Annotated in this window: 14 protein-coding genes; 5 read left to right on the top strand and 9 right to left on the bottom strand. The window is 60.8% G+C overall.

Translation table 11 applies throughout. From position 1 onward, the window contains the following. Nucleotides 1-87: 87 nt before the first annotated feature. The 7 genes from ACVWSC_RS19695 to gloB form a co-directional block, all read right to left on the bottom strand. Nucleotides 88-1,716, bottom strand: a complete 1,629-nt coding sequence (locus ACVWSC_RS19695) for an ABC transporter ATP-binding protein (protein WP_442108790.1) — start codon at nucleotides 1,714-1,716, stop codon at nucleotides 88-90. A gap of 1 nt (nucleotide 1,717) precedes the next feature. Further along, complete coding sequence (locus ACVWSC_RS19690) at nucleotides 1,718-2,737, bottom strand: ABC transporter permease (protein WP_442108789.1); 1,020 nt, start codon at nucleotides 2,735-2,737, stop codon at nucleotides 1,718-1,720. Between the two features lies 1 nt (nucleotide 2,738). Continuing rightward, entirely contained in the window at nucleotides 2,739-3,812 is a 1,074-nt protein-coding gene (locus ACVWSC_RS19685) for a microcin C ABC transporter permease YejB (RefSeq protein ID WP_442108788.1), read from the bottom strand. 1 nt (nucleotide 3,813) lies between these two features. After that, nucleotides 3,814-5,667 (bottom strand): extracellular solute-binding protein, encoded by a 1,854-nt coding sequence (locus ACVWSC_RS19680; RefSeq protein WP_442108787.1) that lies wholly within the window; start codon nucleotides 5,665-5,667, stop codon nucleotides 3,814-3,816. Continuing rightward, nucleotides 5,664-7,496: an extracellular solute-binding protein gene (locus ACVWSC_RS19675; RefSeq protein WP_442108786.1), complete on the bottom strand. Its 1,833-nt coding sequence runs from the start codon at nucleotides 7,494-7,496 to the stop codon at nucleotides 5,664-5,666. The genes ACVWSC_RS19680 and ACVWSC_RS19675 overlap by 4 nt, the downstream gene beginning before the upstream one ends. A 170-nt stretch (nucleotides 7,497-7,666) precedes the next feature. Beyond that, a complete protein-coding gene (locus ACVWSC_RS19670) occupies nucleotides 7,667-9,088 on the bottom strand; it encodes a transglycosylase SLT domain-containing protein (RefSeq protein ID WP_442108785.1) in 1,422 nt (473 codons plus the stop codon). Nucleotides 9,089-9,187: 99 nt separating this feature from the next. Then, complete coding sequence (gene gloB / locus ACVWSC_RS19665) at nucleotides 9,188-9,967, bottom strand: hydroxyacylglutathione hydrolase (RefSeq protein WP_442108784.1); 780 nt, start codon at nucleotides 9,965-9,967, stop codon at nucleotides 9,188-9,190. Between the two features lie 79 nt (nucleotides 9,968-10,046). Here gloB and ACVWSC_RS19660 point away from each other — a divergent pair, with 79 nt between their 5' ends. The 4 genes from ACVWSC_RS19660 (at nucleotide 10,047) to ACVWSC_RS19645 (ending at nucleotide 14,480) form a co-directional block, all read left to right on the top strand. Continuing rightward, complete coding sequence (locus tag ACVWSC_RS19660) at nucleotides 10,047-10,805, top strand: methyltransferase domain-containing protein (protein WP_442108783.1); 759 nt, start codon at nucleotides 10,047-10,049, stop codon at nucleotides 10,803-10,805. Nucleotides 10,806-10,858: 53 nt separating this feature from the next. Then, complete coding sequence (gene rnhA / locus ACVWSC_RS19655; RefSeq protein ID WP_038613019.1) at nucleotides 10,859-11,305, top strand: ribonuclease HI; 447 nt, start codon at nucleotides 10,859-10,861, stop codon at nucleotides 11,303-11,305. Between the two features lie 91 nt (nucleotides 11,306-11,396). Next, a complete protein-coding gene (gene dnaQ / locus ACVWSC_RS19650) occupies nucleotides 11,397-12,140 on the top strand; it encodes a DNA polymerase III subunit epsilon (RefSeq protein ID WP_442114337.1) in 744 nt (247 codons plus the stop codon). A 78-nt stretch (nucleotides 12,141-12,218) separates the two neighbouring features. Continuing rightward, nucleotides 12,219-14,480 (top strand): Orn/Lys/Arg family decarboxylase, encoded by a 2,262-nt coding sequence (locus tag ACVWSC_RS19645; RefSeq protein ID WP_442108782.1) that lies wholly within the window; start codon nucleotides 12,219-12,221, stop codon nucleotides 14,478-14,480. Here the strand turns inward: ACVWSC_RS19645 and ACVWSC_RS19640 are convergent. Further along, nucleotides 14,464-14,682, bottom strand: a complete 219-nt coding sequence (locus ACVWSC_RS19640) for a hypothetical protein (protein WP_442108781.1) — start codon at nucleotides 14,680-14,682, stop codon at nucleotides 14,464-14,466. The genes ACVWSC_RS19645 and ACVWSC_RS19640 overlap by 17 nt on opposite strands. A gap of 144 nt (nucleotides 14,683-14,826) precedes the next feature. Between ACVWSC_RS19640 and ACVWSC_RS19635 the strand changes: the two genes are divergently transcribed. Further along, nucleotides 14,827-15,381, top strand: coding sequence for an NADPH-dependent FMN reductase (locus ACVWSC_RS19635; RefSeq protein WP_442108780.1), 555 nt, complete (start codon nucleotides 14,827-14,829; stop codon nucleotides 15,379-15,381). Nucleotides 15,382-15,449: 68 nt separating this feature from the next. Here ACVWSC_RS19635 and phnX read toward each other — a convergent pair whose 3' ends face one another. Further along, nucleotides 15,450-16,277, bottom strand: coding sequence for a phosphonoacetaldehyde hydrolase (gene phnX, locus ACVWSC_RS19630; RefSeq protein WP_442108779.1), 828 nt, complete (start codon nucleotides 16,275-16,277; stop codon nucleotides 15,450-15,452). Nucleotides 16,278-16,299 lie beyond the last annotated feature (22 nt).

Raw genomic sequence — 16,299 nt, 5'->3', positions numbered from 1 at the left:
CACGCTTGAAACAGAAAAGGCCGCTTATGCGGCCTTTTCTGTTTCCTGTGGTAGGGGCGGGCTTGCCCGGCGATTGCGGTGTATCAGTCACACCGTATCGCGGGGCAAGCCCGCTCCTACCGGTGCCAGGAACGCCGCCTCCAGCAACTGGCGGGTGTAGGTGTGTTGCGGGGCGGCGAAGATCTGCGCTGCCGTTCCCTGTTCCACCACCTTGCCCTGTTTGACCACCATCAACTGGTGGCTCAGCGCCTTGACCACCGCCAGGTCATGGCTGATGAACAGGTAGGTCAGGTTGTATTTGCTCTGCAGCGAGCGCAACAGTTCCACCACCTGACGCTGCACGGTGCGGTCCAGTGCCGAGGTGGGTTCATCCAGCAGGATCAACGCCGGTTTGAGTACCAGGGCCCGCGCAATGGCGATGCGCTGACGCTGGCCGCCGGAAAACTCATGGGGGTAGCGGTGGCGGGCTTGTGGGTCCAGGCCGACTTCCTGCAGAGCAGCGATGATCGCCTGCTCCTGTTCGGCTGCGGTGCCAATTCGATGAATACGTAAACCTTCGCCCACGATATCGCTGACACACATGCGCGGGCTGAGGCTGCCGAACGGGTCTTGGAACACCACCTGCATCTGCCGGCGCAACGGGCGTACTTGCTGTTGATTCAGGCCTTCCAGTGCGGTGCCCTGAAAGCGAATGCCGCCCTGGCTGCCCAGCAGGCGCAGAATCGCCAGGCCCAAGGTAGATTTGCCCGAACCACTTTCGCCAACGATGCCCAGGGTCTGGCCTTGGGGCAGGCTGAAGTTGATGCCGTCCACCGCTTTGACGTGATCAACGGTACGCCGCAACAGGCCTTTTTTGATCGGGAACCACACGCGCAGGTCTTCGACTTCAAGCATCGGCTTGCCTGCCGGGTTGTCTGCCGGGCCACCGCTGGGTTCGGCGCCCAGGAGCATCTGGGTGTAAGGGTGTTGCGGGTTTTGGAACAAGGTTGTGCAATCGGCCTGTTCAACAATGCAGCCACGCTGCATCACGCACACCCGGTGGGCAATGCGTTTGACCAGGTTCAGGTCATGGCTGATCAGCAGCAGGGCCATGCCCAGGCGCGCCTGCAACGATTTGAGCAACTCAAGGATCTTCAGCTGTACCGTGACGTCCAGGGCGGTGGTCGGCTCGTCGGCAATCAGCAGTTCCGGCTCGTTGGCCAGGGCCATGGCGATCATCACACGCTGGCGCTGGCCGCCTGAGAGCTCGTGTGGCAGGGCTTTGAGGCGTTTCTGCGGCTCAGGTATGCCCACCAGCTCAAGCAGCTCCAGCGTGCGTGCAGAGGCCTCCTTGCCGCGCAGGCCCTTGTGCAGCAGGAGGATCTCGTTGATCTGCTTTTCGATGCTGTGCAGCGGGTTGAGCGAGGTCATCGGCTCCTGGAAGATCATGGCGATGCGGTTGCCACGAATACTGCGCATCTGCTTTTCGTCCAGGGTCAGCAGATCGCGCCCTTCGTACTTGATGGTACCGGAGGGGTGGCGGGCCAGCGGGTAGGGCAGCAGACGCAAGATCGAATGGGCAGTCACCGATTTGCCTGAGCCACTTTCGCCCACCAGCGCCAGGGTTTCGCCGCGGCGAATGTCGAAGTTGATGCCTTCGACCACGCGTTGGGTTTGCTCGCCGCTGACGAACTCGACAGACAGGTCACGCACTTCGATCAAGGTTGGGTTGCTCATCTTATTTCCTCGGGTCGAAGGCATCGCGGGCCGATTCGCCAATGAATACCAACAGGCTGAGCATCAGCGCCAGCACGGCGAAGGCACTGATGCCGAGCCAGGGCGCCTGCAGGTTGGACTTGCCCTGTGCCACCAACTCACCCAGCGAGGGTGCGCCCGGCGGCAGGCCGAAGCCGAGGAAGTCCAGCGCGGTCAGGGTGCCGATGGCGCCAGTGAGAATGAACGGCATGAAGGTCATGGTCGAGATCATGGCGTTGGGCAAAATGTGCCGGAACATGATCGGGCCGTTCTGCATGCCCAGGGCGCGGGCCGCGCGAACGTACTCCAGGTTGCGCCCGCGCAGGAACTCGGCGCGTACCACGTCTACCAGGCTCATCCAGGAAAACAGCAGCATGATCCCCAGCAGCCACCAGAAGTTTGGCTGCACGAAGCTGGCGAGAATGATCAGCAGGTACAGCACGGGGAGGCCCGACCAGATTTCCAGGAAGCGTTGGCCGATCAAGTCTACCCAGCCGCCATAAAACCCCTGCACGGCGCCGGCCACCACGCCGATGATCGAGCTGAGAATGGTCAGGGTCAAGGCGAACAGCACCGAGATGCGGAAGCCGTAGATCACCCGTGCCAGCACGTCACGGCCCTGATCGTCGGTGCCCAGCCAGTTCTGTGCCGAAGGTGGCGCCGGGGCAGGCACCTTGAGGTCGTAGTTGATGCTCTGGTAGCTGAACGGGATCGGTGCCCAGAGCACCCAGCTGTCTTTGGCTGCCAGTAGCTCGCGGATGTAGGGGCTCTTATAGTTGGCCTCCAGCGGAAACTCGCCGCCAAAGGTGGTTTCCGGGTAGCGCTTGAGCGCCGGGAAATACCATTCGCCGTCGTAGCGCACTGCCAGCGGTTTGTCGTTGGCGATCAGTTCGGCGCCCAGGCTCAGGCCGAACAGGATCAGGAACAGCCACAGTGACCACCAGCCGCGGCGGTTGGCTTTGAAACGCTCGAAGCGTCGACGGTTGAGAGGGGACAGGTTCATCTCAGTGCTCCCGGCTGTCGAAGTCGATTCGCGGGTCGACCAGGGTGTAGGTCAGGTCGCCGATCAGTTTCACCACCAGGCCCAGCAAGGTGAAGATGAACAGGGTGCCGAAGACTACCGGGTAGTCTCGGTTAATCGCCGCCTCAAAACTCATCAGGCCCAGCCCGTCGAGGGAGAAAATCACCTCGATCAGCAGCGAGCCGGTGAAGAAAATGCCAATGAATGCCGAGGGGAAACCGGCGATCACCAGCAGCATGGCGTTGCGGAACACATGGCCGTAGAGCACCCGGTTAGGGCTCAAGCCTTTGGCTTTGGCAGTCACCACGTATTGCTTGTTGATCTCGTCGAGGAAGCTGTTCTTGGTCAGCAGGGTCATGGTGGCGAAGTTGCCGATGACCAGCGCGGTGACCGGCAACACCAAGTGCCAGAAGTAATCGAGGATCTTGCCGGTGGTGCTCAGCTCATCGAAGTTGTTCGAGGTCAGGCCGCGCAGCGGAAACCAGTCCAGGTAGCTGCCACCGGCAAACACCACGATCAGCAATATGGCGAAGAGGAATGCCGGTATCGCATAGCCGACAATGATCGCCGAGCTGGTCCAGACGTCGAAGTGACTGCCGTGGCGGGTGGCTTTGGCGATCCCCAGGGGGATCGACACCAGGTACATGATCAGGGTGCTCCACAGCCCCAGCGAGATCGACACCGGCATCTTTTCGATGATCAGGTCGATGACCTTGGCATCACGAAAGAAGCTCTCGCCAAAATCCAGCTGGGCGTAGTTCTTGATCATGATCCACAGGCGTTCCGGTGCCGATTTGTCGAAACCGTACATCTTTTCGATTTCTTTGATCAGCGCCGGGTCCAGGCCCTGGGCGCCACGGTAGTTGGAGCCGGCCACCGAAACTTCGGCACCGCCACCGGCGATACGGCTGGTGGCGCCCTCGAAGCCCTCGAGCTTGGCAATCATCTGCTCGACCGGGCCGCCGGGGGCAGCCTGGATGATCACGAAGTTGATGATCAAAATGCCCAGCAAGGTGGGGATGATCAGCAGCAAACGCCGAAAGATATAGGCCAGCATGCTAGTGCGTCCCTTCGGTCGGTGGCGCATCTGGCGCAGGGTTCAAGGGTATCGACGGCTCGACATCCGGCTTGATCCACCAGGTGTTGATGCCGATGTCGTACTTGGGCGATACCTTCGGATGGCCAATGTGGTTCCAGTACGCCACCCGCCAGGTTTTGATGTGCCAGTTGGGGATCACGTAGTAGCCCCACTGCAGCACCCGGTCCAGGGCCCGGCAATGCTCGATCAGGCTTTGCCGTGAGTCGGCGTTGATCAGGTCTTCGACCAGGCTGTCGATGGCCGGATCCTTGAGACCGATGAAGTTGCGACTGCCGGGGTTGTCGGCAGCGGCGCTCTGCCAGAATTCGCGCTGTTCGTTGCCCGGTGAGTTGGACTGCGGGTAGCCACCGACGATCATGTCGAAATCACGCGAGCGCAGGCGGTTGATGTACTGGGACACATCGACCCGGCGAATCACCAGGTCGATGCCCAGGTCGGCGAGGTTGCGTTTGAACGGCAGCAGGATGCGCTCGAACTCGGTCTGGGCCAGCAGGAATTCGATGGACACCGGTTTGCCCTGGGTATCGACCATCTTGTCGTCGACGATGCGCCAGCCGGCGTCCTGCAGCAGTTTGTAGGCTTTGCGTTGCTGCTCGCGGATCATGCCGCTGCCATCGGTCACCGGATTGCTGAAAGCCTGGGTGAAGACTTGATCGGGGATCTTGCCGCGCAACGGCTCGAGAATCTTCAGTTCAGCGGCATCAGGCAAGCCGCGGGCGGCCATGTCGGAGTTTTCGAAGTAACTGCCGGTGCGGGTATAGGCGCCGTTGAACAGTTGCTTGTTGGTCCACTCGAAGTCCAGCAGCAGGCTTAGCGCCTCGCGTACCCGGACATCCTGGAACAGCGGGCGGCGAATATTGAAGACGAAGCCTTGCATGCCGGTCGGGTTGCCGTTGGGCAGCTCTTCCATGAGCAGGCGTTTCTGGCGGACAGCGGGCACGTCGTAGGCGGTGGCCCAGCTTTTCGCTGCGGTTTCCAGGCGGTAGTCAAACTGGCCGGCTTTCAACGCTTCCAGCGACACCGAACTGTCGCGGTAGTAGTCGGTGGTCATCACGTCGAAGTTGTAGAAACCACGGTTGACCGCCAGGTCTTTACCCCAGTAGTCCTTGACGCGCTCGTAGCGGATCGAGCGCCCTGCCTTTACCTCGGCAACCTTGTAAGGGCCGCTGCCCAAGGGGACCTCCAGGTTACCCTTGGTGAATTCACGTCCTTCCCACCAGTGTTTGGGCAGCACCGGCAGTTGCCCGAGAATCAGCGGTAGCTCACGGTTGTTGCTGTGCTTGAACTTGAACAGTACGCGCTGCGGGTCTTCGGCGATCACCTCGGCAACATCGGCGTAGTAGGTGCGAAACAGCGGGGCGCCACTGTTGACCAGGGTGTTGAAGGTAAACACCACGTCTTCGGCGTGTATCGGGTGGCCGTCATGGAAGCGCGCTTCGGGGCGCAGGTAGAAGCGTACCCAACTGTTGTCCGGGGCCTTTTCGATCTTGCCGGCCACCAGCCCGTACTCGGTAAACGGCTCGTCGAGGCTTTGGGTCATCAGGGTGTCGTAGATCAGGCTGATGTCATCGGCCGGCACCCCTTTGTTGATGAACGGGTTGAGGCTGTCGAAGCCGCCAAAACCGGCCTGGCGGAAGGTGCCGCCTTTAGGGGCGTCCGGATTGACGTACTCGAAGTGCTTGAAGTCTGCCGGGTACTTCGGCGGCTCGTCGTACAGGGTCAGTGCATGTTGCGGGGCGGCCAGTGCCTGGAAACTAAAGCAGGCCAGCAGCACCGCGCAGGCCTTCAGGCGCAGGTCGGGCAGTGACATCATTGGGCATTCTCCGAAGGCTTTATCCACCAGCTGTTGAGCCCCAGGGTATAGGGCGGCGTGGCGACGAAGGCGAACCGATTGCGGTAGGCCAGGCGATGGTTATCCAGGTACCAGTTGGGAATCATGTAGTGGTGCCACAGCAATACCCGGTCCAGGGCCCGCGCCGCCGCCACTTGTTCATCGCGGCTGTTGGCGGCAAGCAGGGTGTCGAGCAGGTGATCGATGATCGGGTCTTTGACGCCAGCATAGTTCTTGCTGCCTTTGGTCGAGGCCTGGCTGGAGTGAAAGTACAGCCACTGCTCAAGGCCCGGGCTGAGGGTCTGGTTCAAGGTCATCAGGATCATGTCGAAGTCGAACTGGTCCAGGCGCTGTTTGTACTGGGCCCGGTCGACAGTGCGCAAGCGTGCGTCGATGCCGATACTGGCAAGGTTCTCGACATACGGCTGCAGAATCCGCTCGAGGTTGGGGTTCACCAGTAACAGCTCAAGCTTGAGTTGCTTGCCCTGGCTGTCGACCAGGCGCTGGCCATTGAGTTTCCAGCCCGCCTGGGTCAGCAGGCCGAGTGCTTTGCGCAGGGTCTGGCGGTTGATGCCGCGCCCGTCGGTGTGGCTGACCTGGTAAGGCTCGGTGAACATCGCCGCAGGCAACTCATCCCGGTAGGGCGCCAACAGTAACCATTCCTTCCCCACCGGCAGGCCCTTGGCGGCGAACTCGCTGTTAGGGTAGTAGCTCTTTGCACGGCGATAGGCACTGCTGAACAAGGTGCGGTTGGTCCACTCGAAATCCAGCATCAGGCCCAGGGCCTGGCGAACCCGCGCGTCACTGAAGGTGGCCCGGCGACTGTTCATGAACAGCCCTTGGGTCTGGGTCGGGATCTTGTGCGGGATTTGTGCCTTGATCACCTCGCCACGGCGCACGGCCGGGAAGTTGTAGCCGTTGGCCCAATTCTTGGCCTGATGTTCGATATAGATATCGAACTCGCCGGCTTTGAAGGCTTCGAAGGCCACGGCACTGTCGCGGTAGAACTCATACTCTACGCGGGCGAAGTTGTACTTGCCGCGATTGACTGCAAGGTCCTTGCCCCAATAGTTCTCAACACGCTCGAACACCAGGCGTCGCCCCGGCTGAACCTGGGTGATGCGGTAGGGGCCACTGCCCAGCGGCGGTTCGAAGGTGGTGGCTTTGAAGTCGCGACCTTTCCAGTAATGCGCCGGCAGCACCGGCATCTCGCCCAGGCGCAGGATCAGCAGCGGATTACCGGCGCGTTTGAACACGAAGCGGATACGTCGCGGGTTGAGGATGTCGACCCGTTTCACTTCCTGCAGGTTAGTGCGATAGATCGGGTGGCCTTCCTTGAGCAGCGTGCGGTAGGAAAACGCTACATCGCTGGCGGTGATCGGTTGGCCGTCATGAAATCGCGCTTCTTCGCGCAAGTTGAATACCACCCAGCTGCGGTCTTCGCTGTACTCCACAGAGCGGGCGATCAGGCCATAGCTGGAGGTGGGTTCATCGCCCGACGGGTCGTATTGGCCAGTGCCGACCATCAACGGCTCGTTGAGCTCGGTGACCCCATACTGCAAGAAGTTGGGGGTGGTAACCGGGCTTGAACCTTTGAAGGTATAGGGGTTAAGGGTGTCGAACGTGCCGAATGCCATGGCACGCAAGGTACCGCCCTTGGGCGCTTGCGGATTGACCCAGTCGAAGTGGGTGAATTTGGCTGGATACTTGAGCGTGCCGAACTGGGCGTAACCGTGGCTTTCGCTGATTGTGGCGCCCGCAGGAAAGCTCAAGGCCAGGCTGAATGTCAGCAACAGGAGGGGACGTATCAAGTCGGCGATCCGATCCAGGCGGCTTGGGCTTTGTTGCGGCTACAGTAACAGCTTGTATGGACTGGAAAAAGACCGGAGATGGCCTGGTGGGAGCGGGCTTGCCCCGCGATTGCGGTGTATCAGTCACATCGCATCGCGGGGCAAGCCCGCTCCTACAGCAAACCTGGGACTTAGTGCGGCAGGTAGACGGTCAGGGTCTGGCCGGGTTTGAGGGCGTGACCGCTGCGAGGGTTCCAGCGCTTGAGGTGCTGCATCTCGACGTTGAAGCGCTTGGCCACCAGGTACAGGGAGTCACCTTTGCGGACCTTGTACTGGGTGGATTTTTTCTGGTTTTTGCCCTGTACCGGCTGGGCGCTTTGCATCACCAGGGTCTGGCCGGCCTTGAGGCGGTGGCCGGAGAGTTTGTTCCAGCGCTGCAGGTCTTTGACGCTGACCTTGTTGGCCTTGGCAATGCTGCCCAGGCTGTCGCCACGCTTGACCCGGTAGCGGCTGTTGCGAGTGGTGCTCGTACGCGGCGTTGCTTCAGCCAGGGCCGCTTCGAATACGGCCTTTTTAGGCTGCAAGGACAACAGCTCTTCAGGCTTGAGGTTCGACAGGCTGGCGGTCAGCATCTGCGCTTTGGCTGTGGGCACCAGCAGTTGTTTCGGGCCATCGACGGTCATGCGTTTCTTGAACGCCGGGTTGAGCTGGAACAGCTCGTCTTCGTCGATCTCGGCCAGCTCGGCGACCCGCGACAAGTCGAGGCGGTCGTTGATGGCGACAGCTTCGAAGTAGGGTTCGTTGGCGATCGGGTTGAGGTTGACGCCATAGGCCTGCGGGGTCATGACCACTTGCGACAGCGCCAGCAGTTTTGGCACGTAGTCACGGGTTTCCTGCGGCAGAGGCAGGTTCCAGTAGTCGGTAGGCAAGCCGAGCCGCTCGTTGCGCTCGATCGCCCGGCTGACCGTGCCTTCGCCGGCGTTGTAGGCCGCCAGGGCGAGCAACCAGTCACCGTTGAACATGTCGTGCAGACGGGTCAGGTAGTTCAGCGCCGCGTTGGTCGAGGCGGTGATGTCGCGACGGCCGTCGTAGAAGCGGGTTTGACGCAGGTTGAAGTGGCGGCCGGTCGAGGGAATGAATTGCCACAGGCCTACCGCATGGGCGCGGGAATAGGCCATCGGGTTGTAGGCGCTTTCAATCGCCGGCAACAGGGCCAGTTCCAGCGGCATGTTGCGCTCTTCAAGGCGCTCGACGATGTAGTGGATGTACAGGCTGCCACGGTCACCGGCGGTTTCCAGGAACGACGGGTTGCTGGCGAACCACAGGCGTTGCTGTTCGATGCGCGGATTGACCGCCATGTCGTCTTGCAGGGCGAAGCCCTGGCGCATGCGCTCCCAGACATCCTGAGGCGCCTGCTCGGCTTGCTTGACCGGCACGAACACCGGTTTTTGCTTCATCCGCGCCTGGTAGTTGTGCGCGCGAACGCTCTCGGATTCGTCGATCTGACGGGTGCTCTGGCAGCCCACCAGGGTGGCGGCCAGGGCCAGCGCACTGGCTTGGGCCAGGCGCGTCAGGGCGACGGAATTGAAGGTTCTGCGGCTATTGGACGACATTGGCGAGGACAAAGTTCCGGGCAAAAATGTCGGGCGATTCTAGAAAGCGGCCCCCCTGTGGTCAACCTTTGAGAACTTTTGGGTCCTAGCAGCCGCTGCTTAGAAGCTGTCCTTCCAAGCCCGTAATCCAGCAAAAACAGCACTTTGCGTAGGGGTTATGCGGGCACTCCGTTCGTCTATTTTTTCTTTAACGGATGTTTCGGCGGTGCGCAAAAAGGGGTTGGTGAGTTTTTCCAGTGCCAGGGTTGATGGCAACGTGATGCGATCTTGCGCGCGCAGTTGGGTAACGTCGTCAAAACGTTGGGCAATGTGCTGGTTTTCCGGCTCCACCGCCTTGGCAAAACGCAGGTTGCTGAGGGTGTACTCATGGGTGCAATACACCAGAGTCTGGGCGGGCAGAGCAGCCAGGCGCTGTAGCGAATGGTGCATTTGCTCGGCGGTGCCCTCGAACAAGCGTCCGCATCCTGCGGCAAACAACGTGTCGCCACAGAACAGCAGCGGGGTGGCCGTTTGCCCGCAATAATAAGCAATGTGCCCCAGGGTGTGCCCAGGCACGGCCAGCACTTGCAGGTCGAGGCCGAGAACGTTGAGGCTGGCATTGTCGTCCAGCGCCAGGTCGCGGCCTGGGATGCGTTCGTTGGCTGGGCCGCAGACCCGGGCGCCAGTGGCTTTCTTCAGGGCTTCGACACCGCCCACATGGTCGTGATGGTGGTGGGTGATGAGGATGTCGCTCAGCTGCCAGCCCGGGTGGGCGGTGAGCCACGCCAGCACCGGTGCCGCATCGCCCGGGTCGACCACCGCACAACGCTGGTTGGCAGTGTCTTGTAACAACCAGATGTAGTTGTCGGTGAAAGCGCGCAGGGCATCGATCTGTATCATGGTGCAATTCGCCAAACGTTGGACATGGGTGCATCTTAGTAGCTATGCACGCTGTCGAGAACCTTCAAGGGAGACTGCAATGACCGATCAAGCCTTCGCCCAGGCCGATCCGCAGTGGCTGGAGCTGATCAGCCTGGCCCGCGACTGGTTCGCCGGCCCTCTGGGGCAGTTGATGCTTCATGAAGAACAGCGCCTGCTCGAAGACGAGCTGGGGCGCTACTTTGGCGGTTATCTGGTGCACTACGGGCCCTGTGCCGAGCCGCCGCCGAAAGCGCCGCAGGTGCAACGCAACGTGCGTCTTGGCGCGCCGTTGCCGGGGGTCGAGATCGTTTGTGAAGAACAGGCCTGGCCGCTGAGCGAACACGCTGCCGACGTGGTGGTGTTGCAGCACGGCCTGGATTTCAGCCTGTCGCCCCATGGCCTGCTGCGTGAAGCCGCCAGCAGTGTGCGCCCGGGCGGGCATCTGGTGATCATCGGCATCAACCCCTGGAGCAGTTGGGGCGTGCGTCGTGTGTTCGCCCACGATGCGTTGCGCAAGGCGCGCTGTATTTCCCCGTCACGGGTCGGCGACTGGCTTAACCTGCTGGGCTTCGCGCTGGAGAAACGCCGGTTCGGGTGCTATCGTCCGCCGCTCGCGTCGCCGGCCTGGCAACAGCGTCTTGCGGGCTGGGAGCGAGTTGCCAGCGGCTGGCAAGGTGCTGGGGGTGGCGTCTATCTGCTGGTAGCGCGCAAGATGGTGGTCGGTTTGCGGCCATTGCGCCTGGAACGCCGCGAACCCATGGGCAAACTGCTGCCCTTGCCGATGGCCAAGGTCAACCGACGCCACTCCGAACCCTGAGTGTCCGGCCCTGCGCATCACGCAGGCCACAATCATTGATGAAAAGGCTGTAAATGAGCGATAGCGTCGAAATCTTTACCGATGGTGCCTGCAAGGGCAATCCTGGCCCGGGTGGCTGGGGCGTCCTGATGGTCTGCAAGGGCGTCGAGAAGGAGCTGTGGGGTGGCGAGCCGGAAACCACCAACAACCGCATGGAACTGATGGCCGCGATCAAGGGCCTGGAAGCCCTCAAGCGCGAGTGTGAGGTGCTGTTGGTCACCGACTCCCAGTACGTGATGAAGGGCATCAACGAGTGGATGGTCAACTGGAAGAAGCGCGGCTGGAAAACCGCCGCCAAAGAGCCGGTTAAAAACGCCGACCTCTGGCAACTGCTCGACGAACAGGTAGGGCGCCACAAAGTGACCTGGAAATGGGTGCGCGGGCATATTGGCCATCATGGCAACGAGCGTGCCGACCAGTTGGCCAACCGTGGTGTTGACGAAGTGCGCGGGCTGCGCTGAGAACACCAGCCGCCACTTGGCCGCGAGCTGAGGTAGAATGCGCGGCTTTCACCAAGCAAGTTGTAGGCGACAGGAGGCCACCGGCGTGGAGATTCAGAGCAACAGGTCGGTCGTCCTGGACACCGAAACCACGGGTATGCCGGTTACCGACGGCCACCGCGTCATCGAGATCGGCTGTGTCGAATTGATGGGCCGACGTCTGACCGGGCGTCACTTTCACGTCTATCTGCAGCCGGACCGCGAGAGCGACGAAGGGGCGATTGGCGTACACGGTATCACCGACGCCTTCCTGCTCGACAAACCGCGTTTTGCCGAAGTGGCCGATGAATTCTTCGAGTTCATCCAGGGCGCTCAGCTGATCATCCACAACGCAGCGTTCGACGTTGGCTTTATCAACAACGAGTTCGCCCTGGTCGGTCAGCATGATCGCGCTGACATCTCACAGCATTGCACCATCCTCGATACCCTGATGATGGCGCGCGCCCGCCACCCCGGGCAGCGCAACAGCCTTGATGCCTTGTGCAAACGCTACGGTATCGACAACTCGGGCCGTGAGCTGCACGGCGCATTGCTCGACTCGGAGCTGCTGGCTGACGTCTACCTGAGCATGACGGGCGGCCAGACCAGCCTGTCGCTGGCCGGGCAGGGCGCAGAGGGCGAGGAAGGCGGTGAAGGCAGCCGCGGCAGCGAAATTCGTCGCCTCAGCGGCCGGCAACCGGGCCGGATCATTCAGGCCACCGAGCAAGAGCTTGAAGCTCACCTCGCTCGCCTGGAAGCCATTGCCAAGTCGGCCGGTGGCCCGGCGTTGTGGCAGCAGTTGGCCGAGCGTACCTGAGGCAGATTGCCGCGCAAGGGGGCGTGCAAGCTTCTACCCTGAAATGACAAGCGTGTCATTCGGAGTAGACGCCCCCTCATGTACAAGGACCTCAAGTTCCCTGTCCTGATCGTTCACCGCGATATCAAGACCGACTCGGTAGCGGGCGAGCGCGTACGCGGTATTGCCCAAGAGCTGGCCCAGGACGGCTTCACCATTCTTTCGGCAGTCGATTACAGCGAAGGCCGCCTGGTTGCCTCGACCCATCACGGTCTGGCCTGCATGCTGATTGCCGCCGAAGGTGCGGGTGAGAACCGCCATCTGTTGCAGAACATGGTTGAGCTGATTCGCCTGGCGCGGATGCGCGCACCGCACTTGCCGATCTTTGCCCTGGGCGAACAGGTCACCCTGGAAAATGCGCCGGCCGATGTCATGAGCGAATTGAATCAGCTGCGCGGCATTCTGTATTTGTTTGAAGACACCGTGCCGTTTCTGGCCCGGCAAGTGGCGCGGGCAGCGCACAACTACCTCGATGGCCTGTTGCCGCCGTTTTTCAAAGCGTTGGTGCAGCACACCGAACAGTCCAACTATTCCTGGCACACCCCGGGGCATGGCGGCGGCGTGGCCTACCGCAAAAGCCCGGTCGGCTTGGCTTTCCATCAGTTCTTCGGCGAAAACACCCTGCGTTCGGATCTCTCGGTGTCGGTACCTGAGCTGGGCTCGTTGCTCGATCACACCGGCCCTTTGGCGGCAGCTGAAAGCCGAGCGGCAAAGAATTTCGGGGCCGACCACACGTTTTTCGTGATCAACGGCACCTCCACGGCCAACAAAATCGTCTGGCATTCGATGGTCGGACGAGACGATCTGGTGCTGGTTGACCGCAACTGCCACAAGTCGGTGGTACACGCCATCATCATGACCGGTGCGATCCCGCTGTACTTGTGCCCAGAGCGCAATGAGTTGGGGATCATCGGGCCGATTCCGCTGAGTGAATTCAGCGCGGAATCGATTCGCGCCAAGATCCAGGCCAACCCCTTGACCCAGGGGCGCGAGCCCAAGGTGAAACTGGCGGTGGTGACCAATTCGACCTATGACGGCCTGTGCTACAACGCCGAGTTGATCAAGCAGGTGCTGGGCAACAGTGTCGAAGTGCTGCATTTCGATGAGGCCTGGTATGCCTACGCGGCCTTCCATCCGTTTTTTGCCGGTCGCTATGCCATGGGCACGTCGCGTAGCGCGGATGGCCCCTTAGTGTTCAGTACGCACTCGACACACAAACTGCTGGCGGCTTTCAGCCAGGCGTCGATGATTCATGTGCAGGATGGGGGCACCCGGCAACTGGACCGTGACCGTTTCAACGAAGCGTTCATGATGCATATTTCCACCTCACCGCAATACAGCATCCTGGCGTCGTTGGATGTGGCCTCGACCATGATGGAAGGGCCTGCAGGGCGTTCGTTGATGCAGGAAATGTTCGACGAGGCCTTGAGCTTTCGCCGGGCGATGGCCAATTTGCGCCAGCACATTGCCGCCGACGATTGGTGGTTCAGCATCTGGCAGCCACCCCAGGGCGAGGGTGTGCATCAACTCAGCACAAGCGATTGGTTGTTGGCGCCGCACGCCGACTGGCACGGGTTTGCCGAGGTCAGCGATGACTATGTGTTGCTTGATCCGATCAAGGTGACCTTGGTTATGCCCGGGCTCAATGCGGGTGGTGCATTGAGCGAACATGGCATTCCGGCGGCGGTGGTCAGCAAATTTCTCTGGGAGCGAGGCCTGGTGGTGGAAAAAACCGGGCTCTATACCTTTCTGGTGCTGTTCTCCATGGGCATTACCAAGGGTAAATGGAGCACTTTGCTGACGGAGTTGCTGGAGTTCAAACGCAACTACGACGCCAACACCGACCTGCTGGAGAGCCTGCCTTGTGTCGCCCGCCTTGATCCACTGCGCTATCAGGGCTTGGGTTTGCGTGACCTGTGTGATCAGTTGCACGCCTGTTACCGCAGCAATGCCACGGCCAAACAGCTCAAGCGGCTGTTTACACGCTTGCCCGAAGTGGTGATGAAGCCTGCTGACGCCTATGACCGGATGGTGCGCGGGGAGGTAGAGGCGGTGCCGATCGACCAACTGATTGGGCGGGTCGCCGCAGTCATGCTGGTGCCGTATCCGCCAGGTATACCGCTGGTGATGCCTGGCGAGCGCTTCACCGAAGCGACGCGTTCGATCATTGATTATCTGGCATTCGCCGCGGCCTTCGACAGCGGCTTCCCCGGTTTTGTCGCTGATGTGCATGGCCTGCAGCATCAGACCGGGGCGCACGGGCGGGTCTATACCGTCGATTGCATCACGGGATGCGGATAATCTCGACGCCGGTACGGGCCAGTTCGAAGCGGTCATCACCCAAATGATTGACCTTATCGCCAATAGCCAGGGTGTAGGTGGTAATGGGCAGGGAAGGGGCGCTACCGTCGGCGTTCGGAATGGCTTCCTGAAACTCATGAACGGGGTAGATGCGGCCTTCTGCGTCCCGTGCATGAAACCGTCCGACAAGTACTGCTGTCATTTACCGTGCAACCTCTAGGAATTTTCTGTCAGGCATAGACCACCGATTACCCCTGTAGTTTTGCCCGCTCGGAAAAAAACTTTCGCCGCTGGGCAGATCATCTATACCTACAAGTTCCTTTGTCCTCTATGTCAGGAAATTGCCATGAGTCAGGAGTATTCGGTAGCCGTCGTTGTCGGCAGCTTGCGCAAGGCGTCTCTCAACCGCAAAGTCGCCCTGGCACTGGCGGAGCTTGCGCCCGCTAACCTCAAATTGAAAATTGTCGAAATCGGCGATTTGCCGCTCTACAACGAAGACATCGATGTTGAACCGCCGGCGGCCTACACCGCCTTCCGTGAACAACTGCGCGACAGTGATGCGGTGCTGTTCGTTACCCCGGAATACAACCGCTCGGTGCCAGGGGTGCTGAAAAACGCCATTGATGTGGGCTCCAGGCCCTATGGGCAAAGTTCCTGGAGTGGCAAGCCTGGCGCGGTCATCAGTGTTTCGCCGGGGGCGGTGGGCGGCTTTGGCGCGAACCATCACTTGCGCCAGTCCCTGGTGTTTCTCGATGTGCCGTGCATGCAACAGCCGGAGGCCTACATCGGCGGGGCGGCGAGTCTGTTTGATGAGAATGGCAAGCTGTCGGAGAAGACGCGGCCGTTCCTGCAGGGCTTTATCGATAGATATGCGGCGTGGGTAGAGCGGTATCAGGAGTAAAGCTTCGCGGGGCAAGCCCGCTCCTACCCGGTAGGAGCGGGCTTGCCCCGCGATCAAAGCTCTGTTTATTACACCGCCTGCGGCATCTCCCCACGCGCCAGACGCTTATTGATATCAGCGATAACTTCCGGCAGTTCATTGATGGTGTCGATCAGGTAGTGCGGGCGTGAACCTTCGAACAGTGCGTGGATGCGCTTGCGTTCACTGTCCAGCTTGTCCGAGGCGAGGGCACGGTAACCTTCGTAGGTCAGGCCCAGGGCGTTCCCCGAACACACCAGCGCCACAGTCCACATGCCAGCACGGCGGCCCTCGAGGATGCCTGGCACGGTGTCGTCGACTTTCACGCACGCGGCAACATCATCGATGCCAAGGGCAATCACGTTGGCCAGTGCCTGGGCAGGCCAAGGGCGACCGTTCGGCGTTTCATCGGTGGCCACCACGTGGTCGGCGACATAACCATTCTGTGCGGCCAGCTCGACCACTTTGTCCATCACCACTTTCGGATAGCCGGAGCAGGAGCCAATTTTCAGGCCCTCGTTGCGCAGGCCCGTCAGGGTATCCAGGGCGCCGGGAATCAGCGCCGAGTGCACGGCGATCTTTTCGATCTGCAAGGGCATGAAGCGTTCGTAGATTGCGGTCACATCGTCGTCAGTCGGGGTGCGACCAAACACCTTGCGATAACGTTCGGCAATAGCCGGTTGATCGCACAGGGTGCGGATGTGGTCCCATTTACCCATGCCCATCGGGCCGCGGGCTTCTTCGATGGACACCTCAACGTCGAACTCGGCGAAAGCTTCAACAAAAATCTGCGTCGGGGCGAAGGAGCCGAAGTCGACCACGGTACCGGCCCAGTCGAGGATGGCGGCTTGCAGTTGGGTTGGATTGCTGTAGTTCATGTGCACATTCCTAGAAAGAGGG

The sequence above is a fragment of the Pseudomonas sp. NUPR-002 genome (assembly GCF_056322725.1).
The sequence above is the reverse complement of the archived record's forward strand: the minus strand, read 5'-3'. Positions and strand labels throughout refer to the sequence as shown.

Coding starts and splice junctions, on each gene's coding strand:
- ACVWSC_RS19695 (WP_442108790.1), bottom strand. CDS start 1,716: ATGAGCAACCCAACCTTGATCGAAGTGCGTGACCTGTCTGTCGAGTTC.
- ACVWSC_RS19690 (WP_442108789.1), bottom strand. CDS start 2,737: ATGAACCTGTCCCCTCTCAACCGTCGACGCTTCGAGCGTTTCAAAGCC.
- ACVWSC_RS19685 (WP_442108788.1), bottom strand. CDS start 3,812: ATGCTGGCCTATATCTTTCGGCGTTTGCTGCTGATCATCCCCACCTTG.
- ACVWSC_RS19680 (WP_442108787.1), bottom strand. CDS start 5,667: ATGATGTCACTGCCCGACCTGCGCCTGAAGGCCTGCGCGGTGCTGCTG.
- ACVWSC_RS19670 (WP_442108785.1), bottom strand. CDS start 9,088: ATGTCGTCCAATAGCCGCAGAACCTTCAATTCCGTCGCCCTGACGCGC.
- gloB (WP_442108784.1), bottom strand. CDS start 9,967: ATGATACAGATCGATGCCCTGCGCGCTTTCACCGACAACTACATCTGG.
- ACVWSC_RS19660 (WP_442108783.1), top strand. CDS start 10,047: ATGACCGATCAAGCCTTCGCCCAGGCCGATCCGCAGTGGCTGGAGCTG.
- rnhA (WP_038613019.1), top strand. CDS start 10,859: ATGAGCGATAGCGTCGAAATCTTTACCGATGGTGCCTGCAAGGGCAAT.
- ACVWSC_RS19645 (WP_442108782.1), top strand. CDS start 12,219: ATGTACAAGGACCTCAAGTTCCCTGTCCTGATCGTTCACCGCGATATC.
- ACVWSC_RS19640 (WP_442108781.1), bottom strand. CDS start 14,682: ATGACAGCAGTACTTGTCGGACGGTTTCATGCACGGGACGCAGAAGGC.
- ACVWSC_RS19635 (WP_442108780.1), top strand. CDS start 14,827: ATGAGTCAGGAGTATTCGGTAGCCGTCGTTGTCGGCAGCTTGCGCAAG.
- phnX (WP_442108779.1), bottom strand. CDS start 16,277: ATGAACTACAGCAATCCAACCCAACTGCAAGCCGCCATCCTCGACTGG.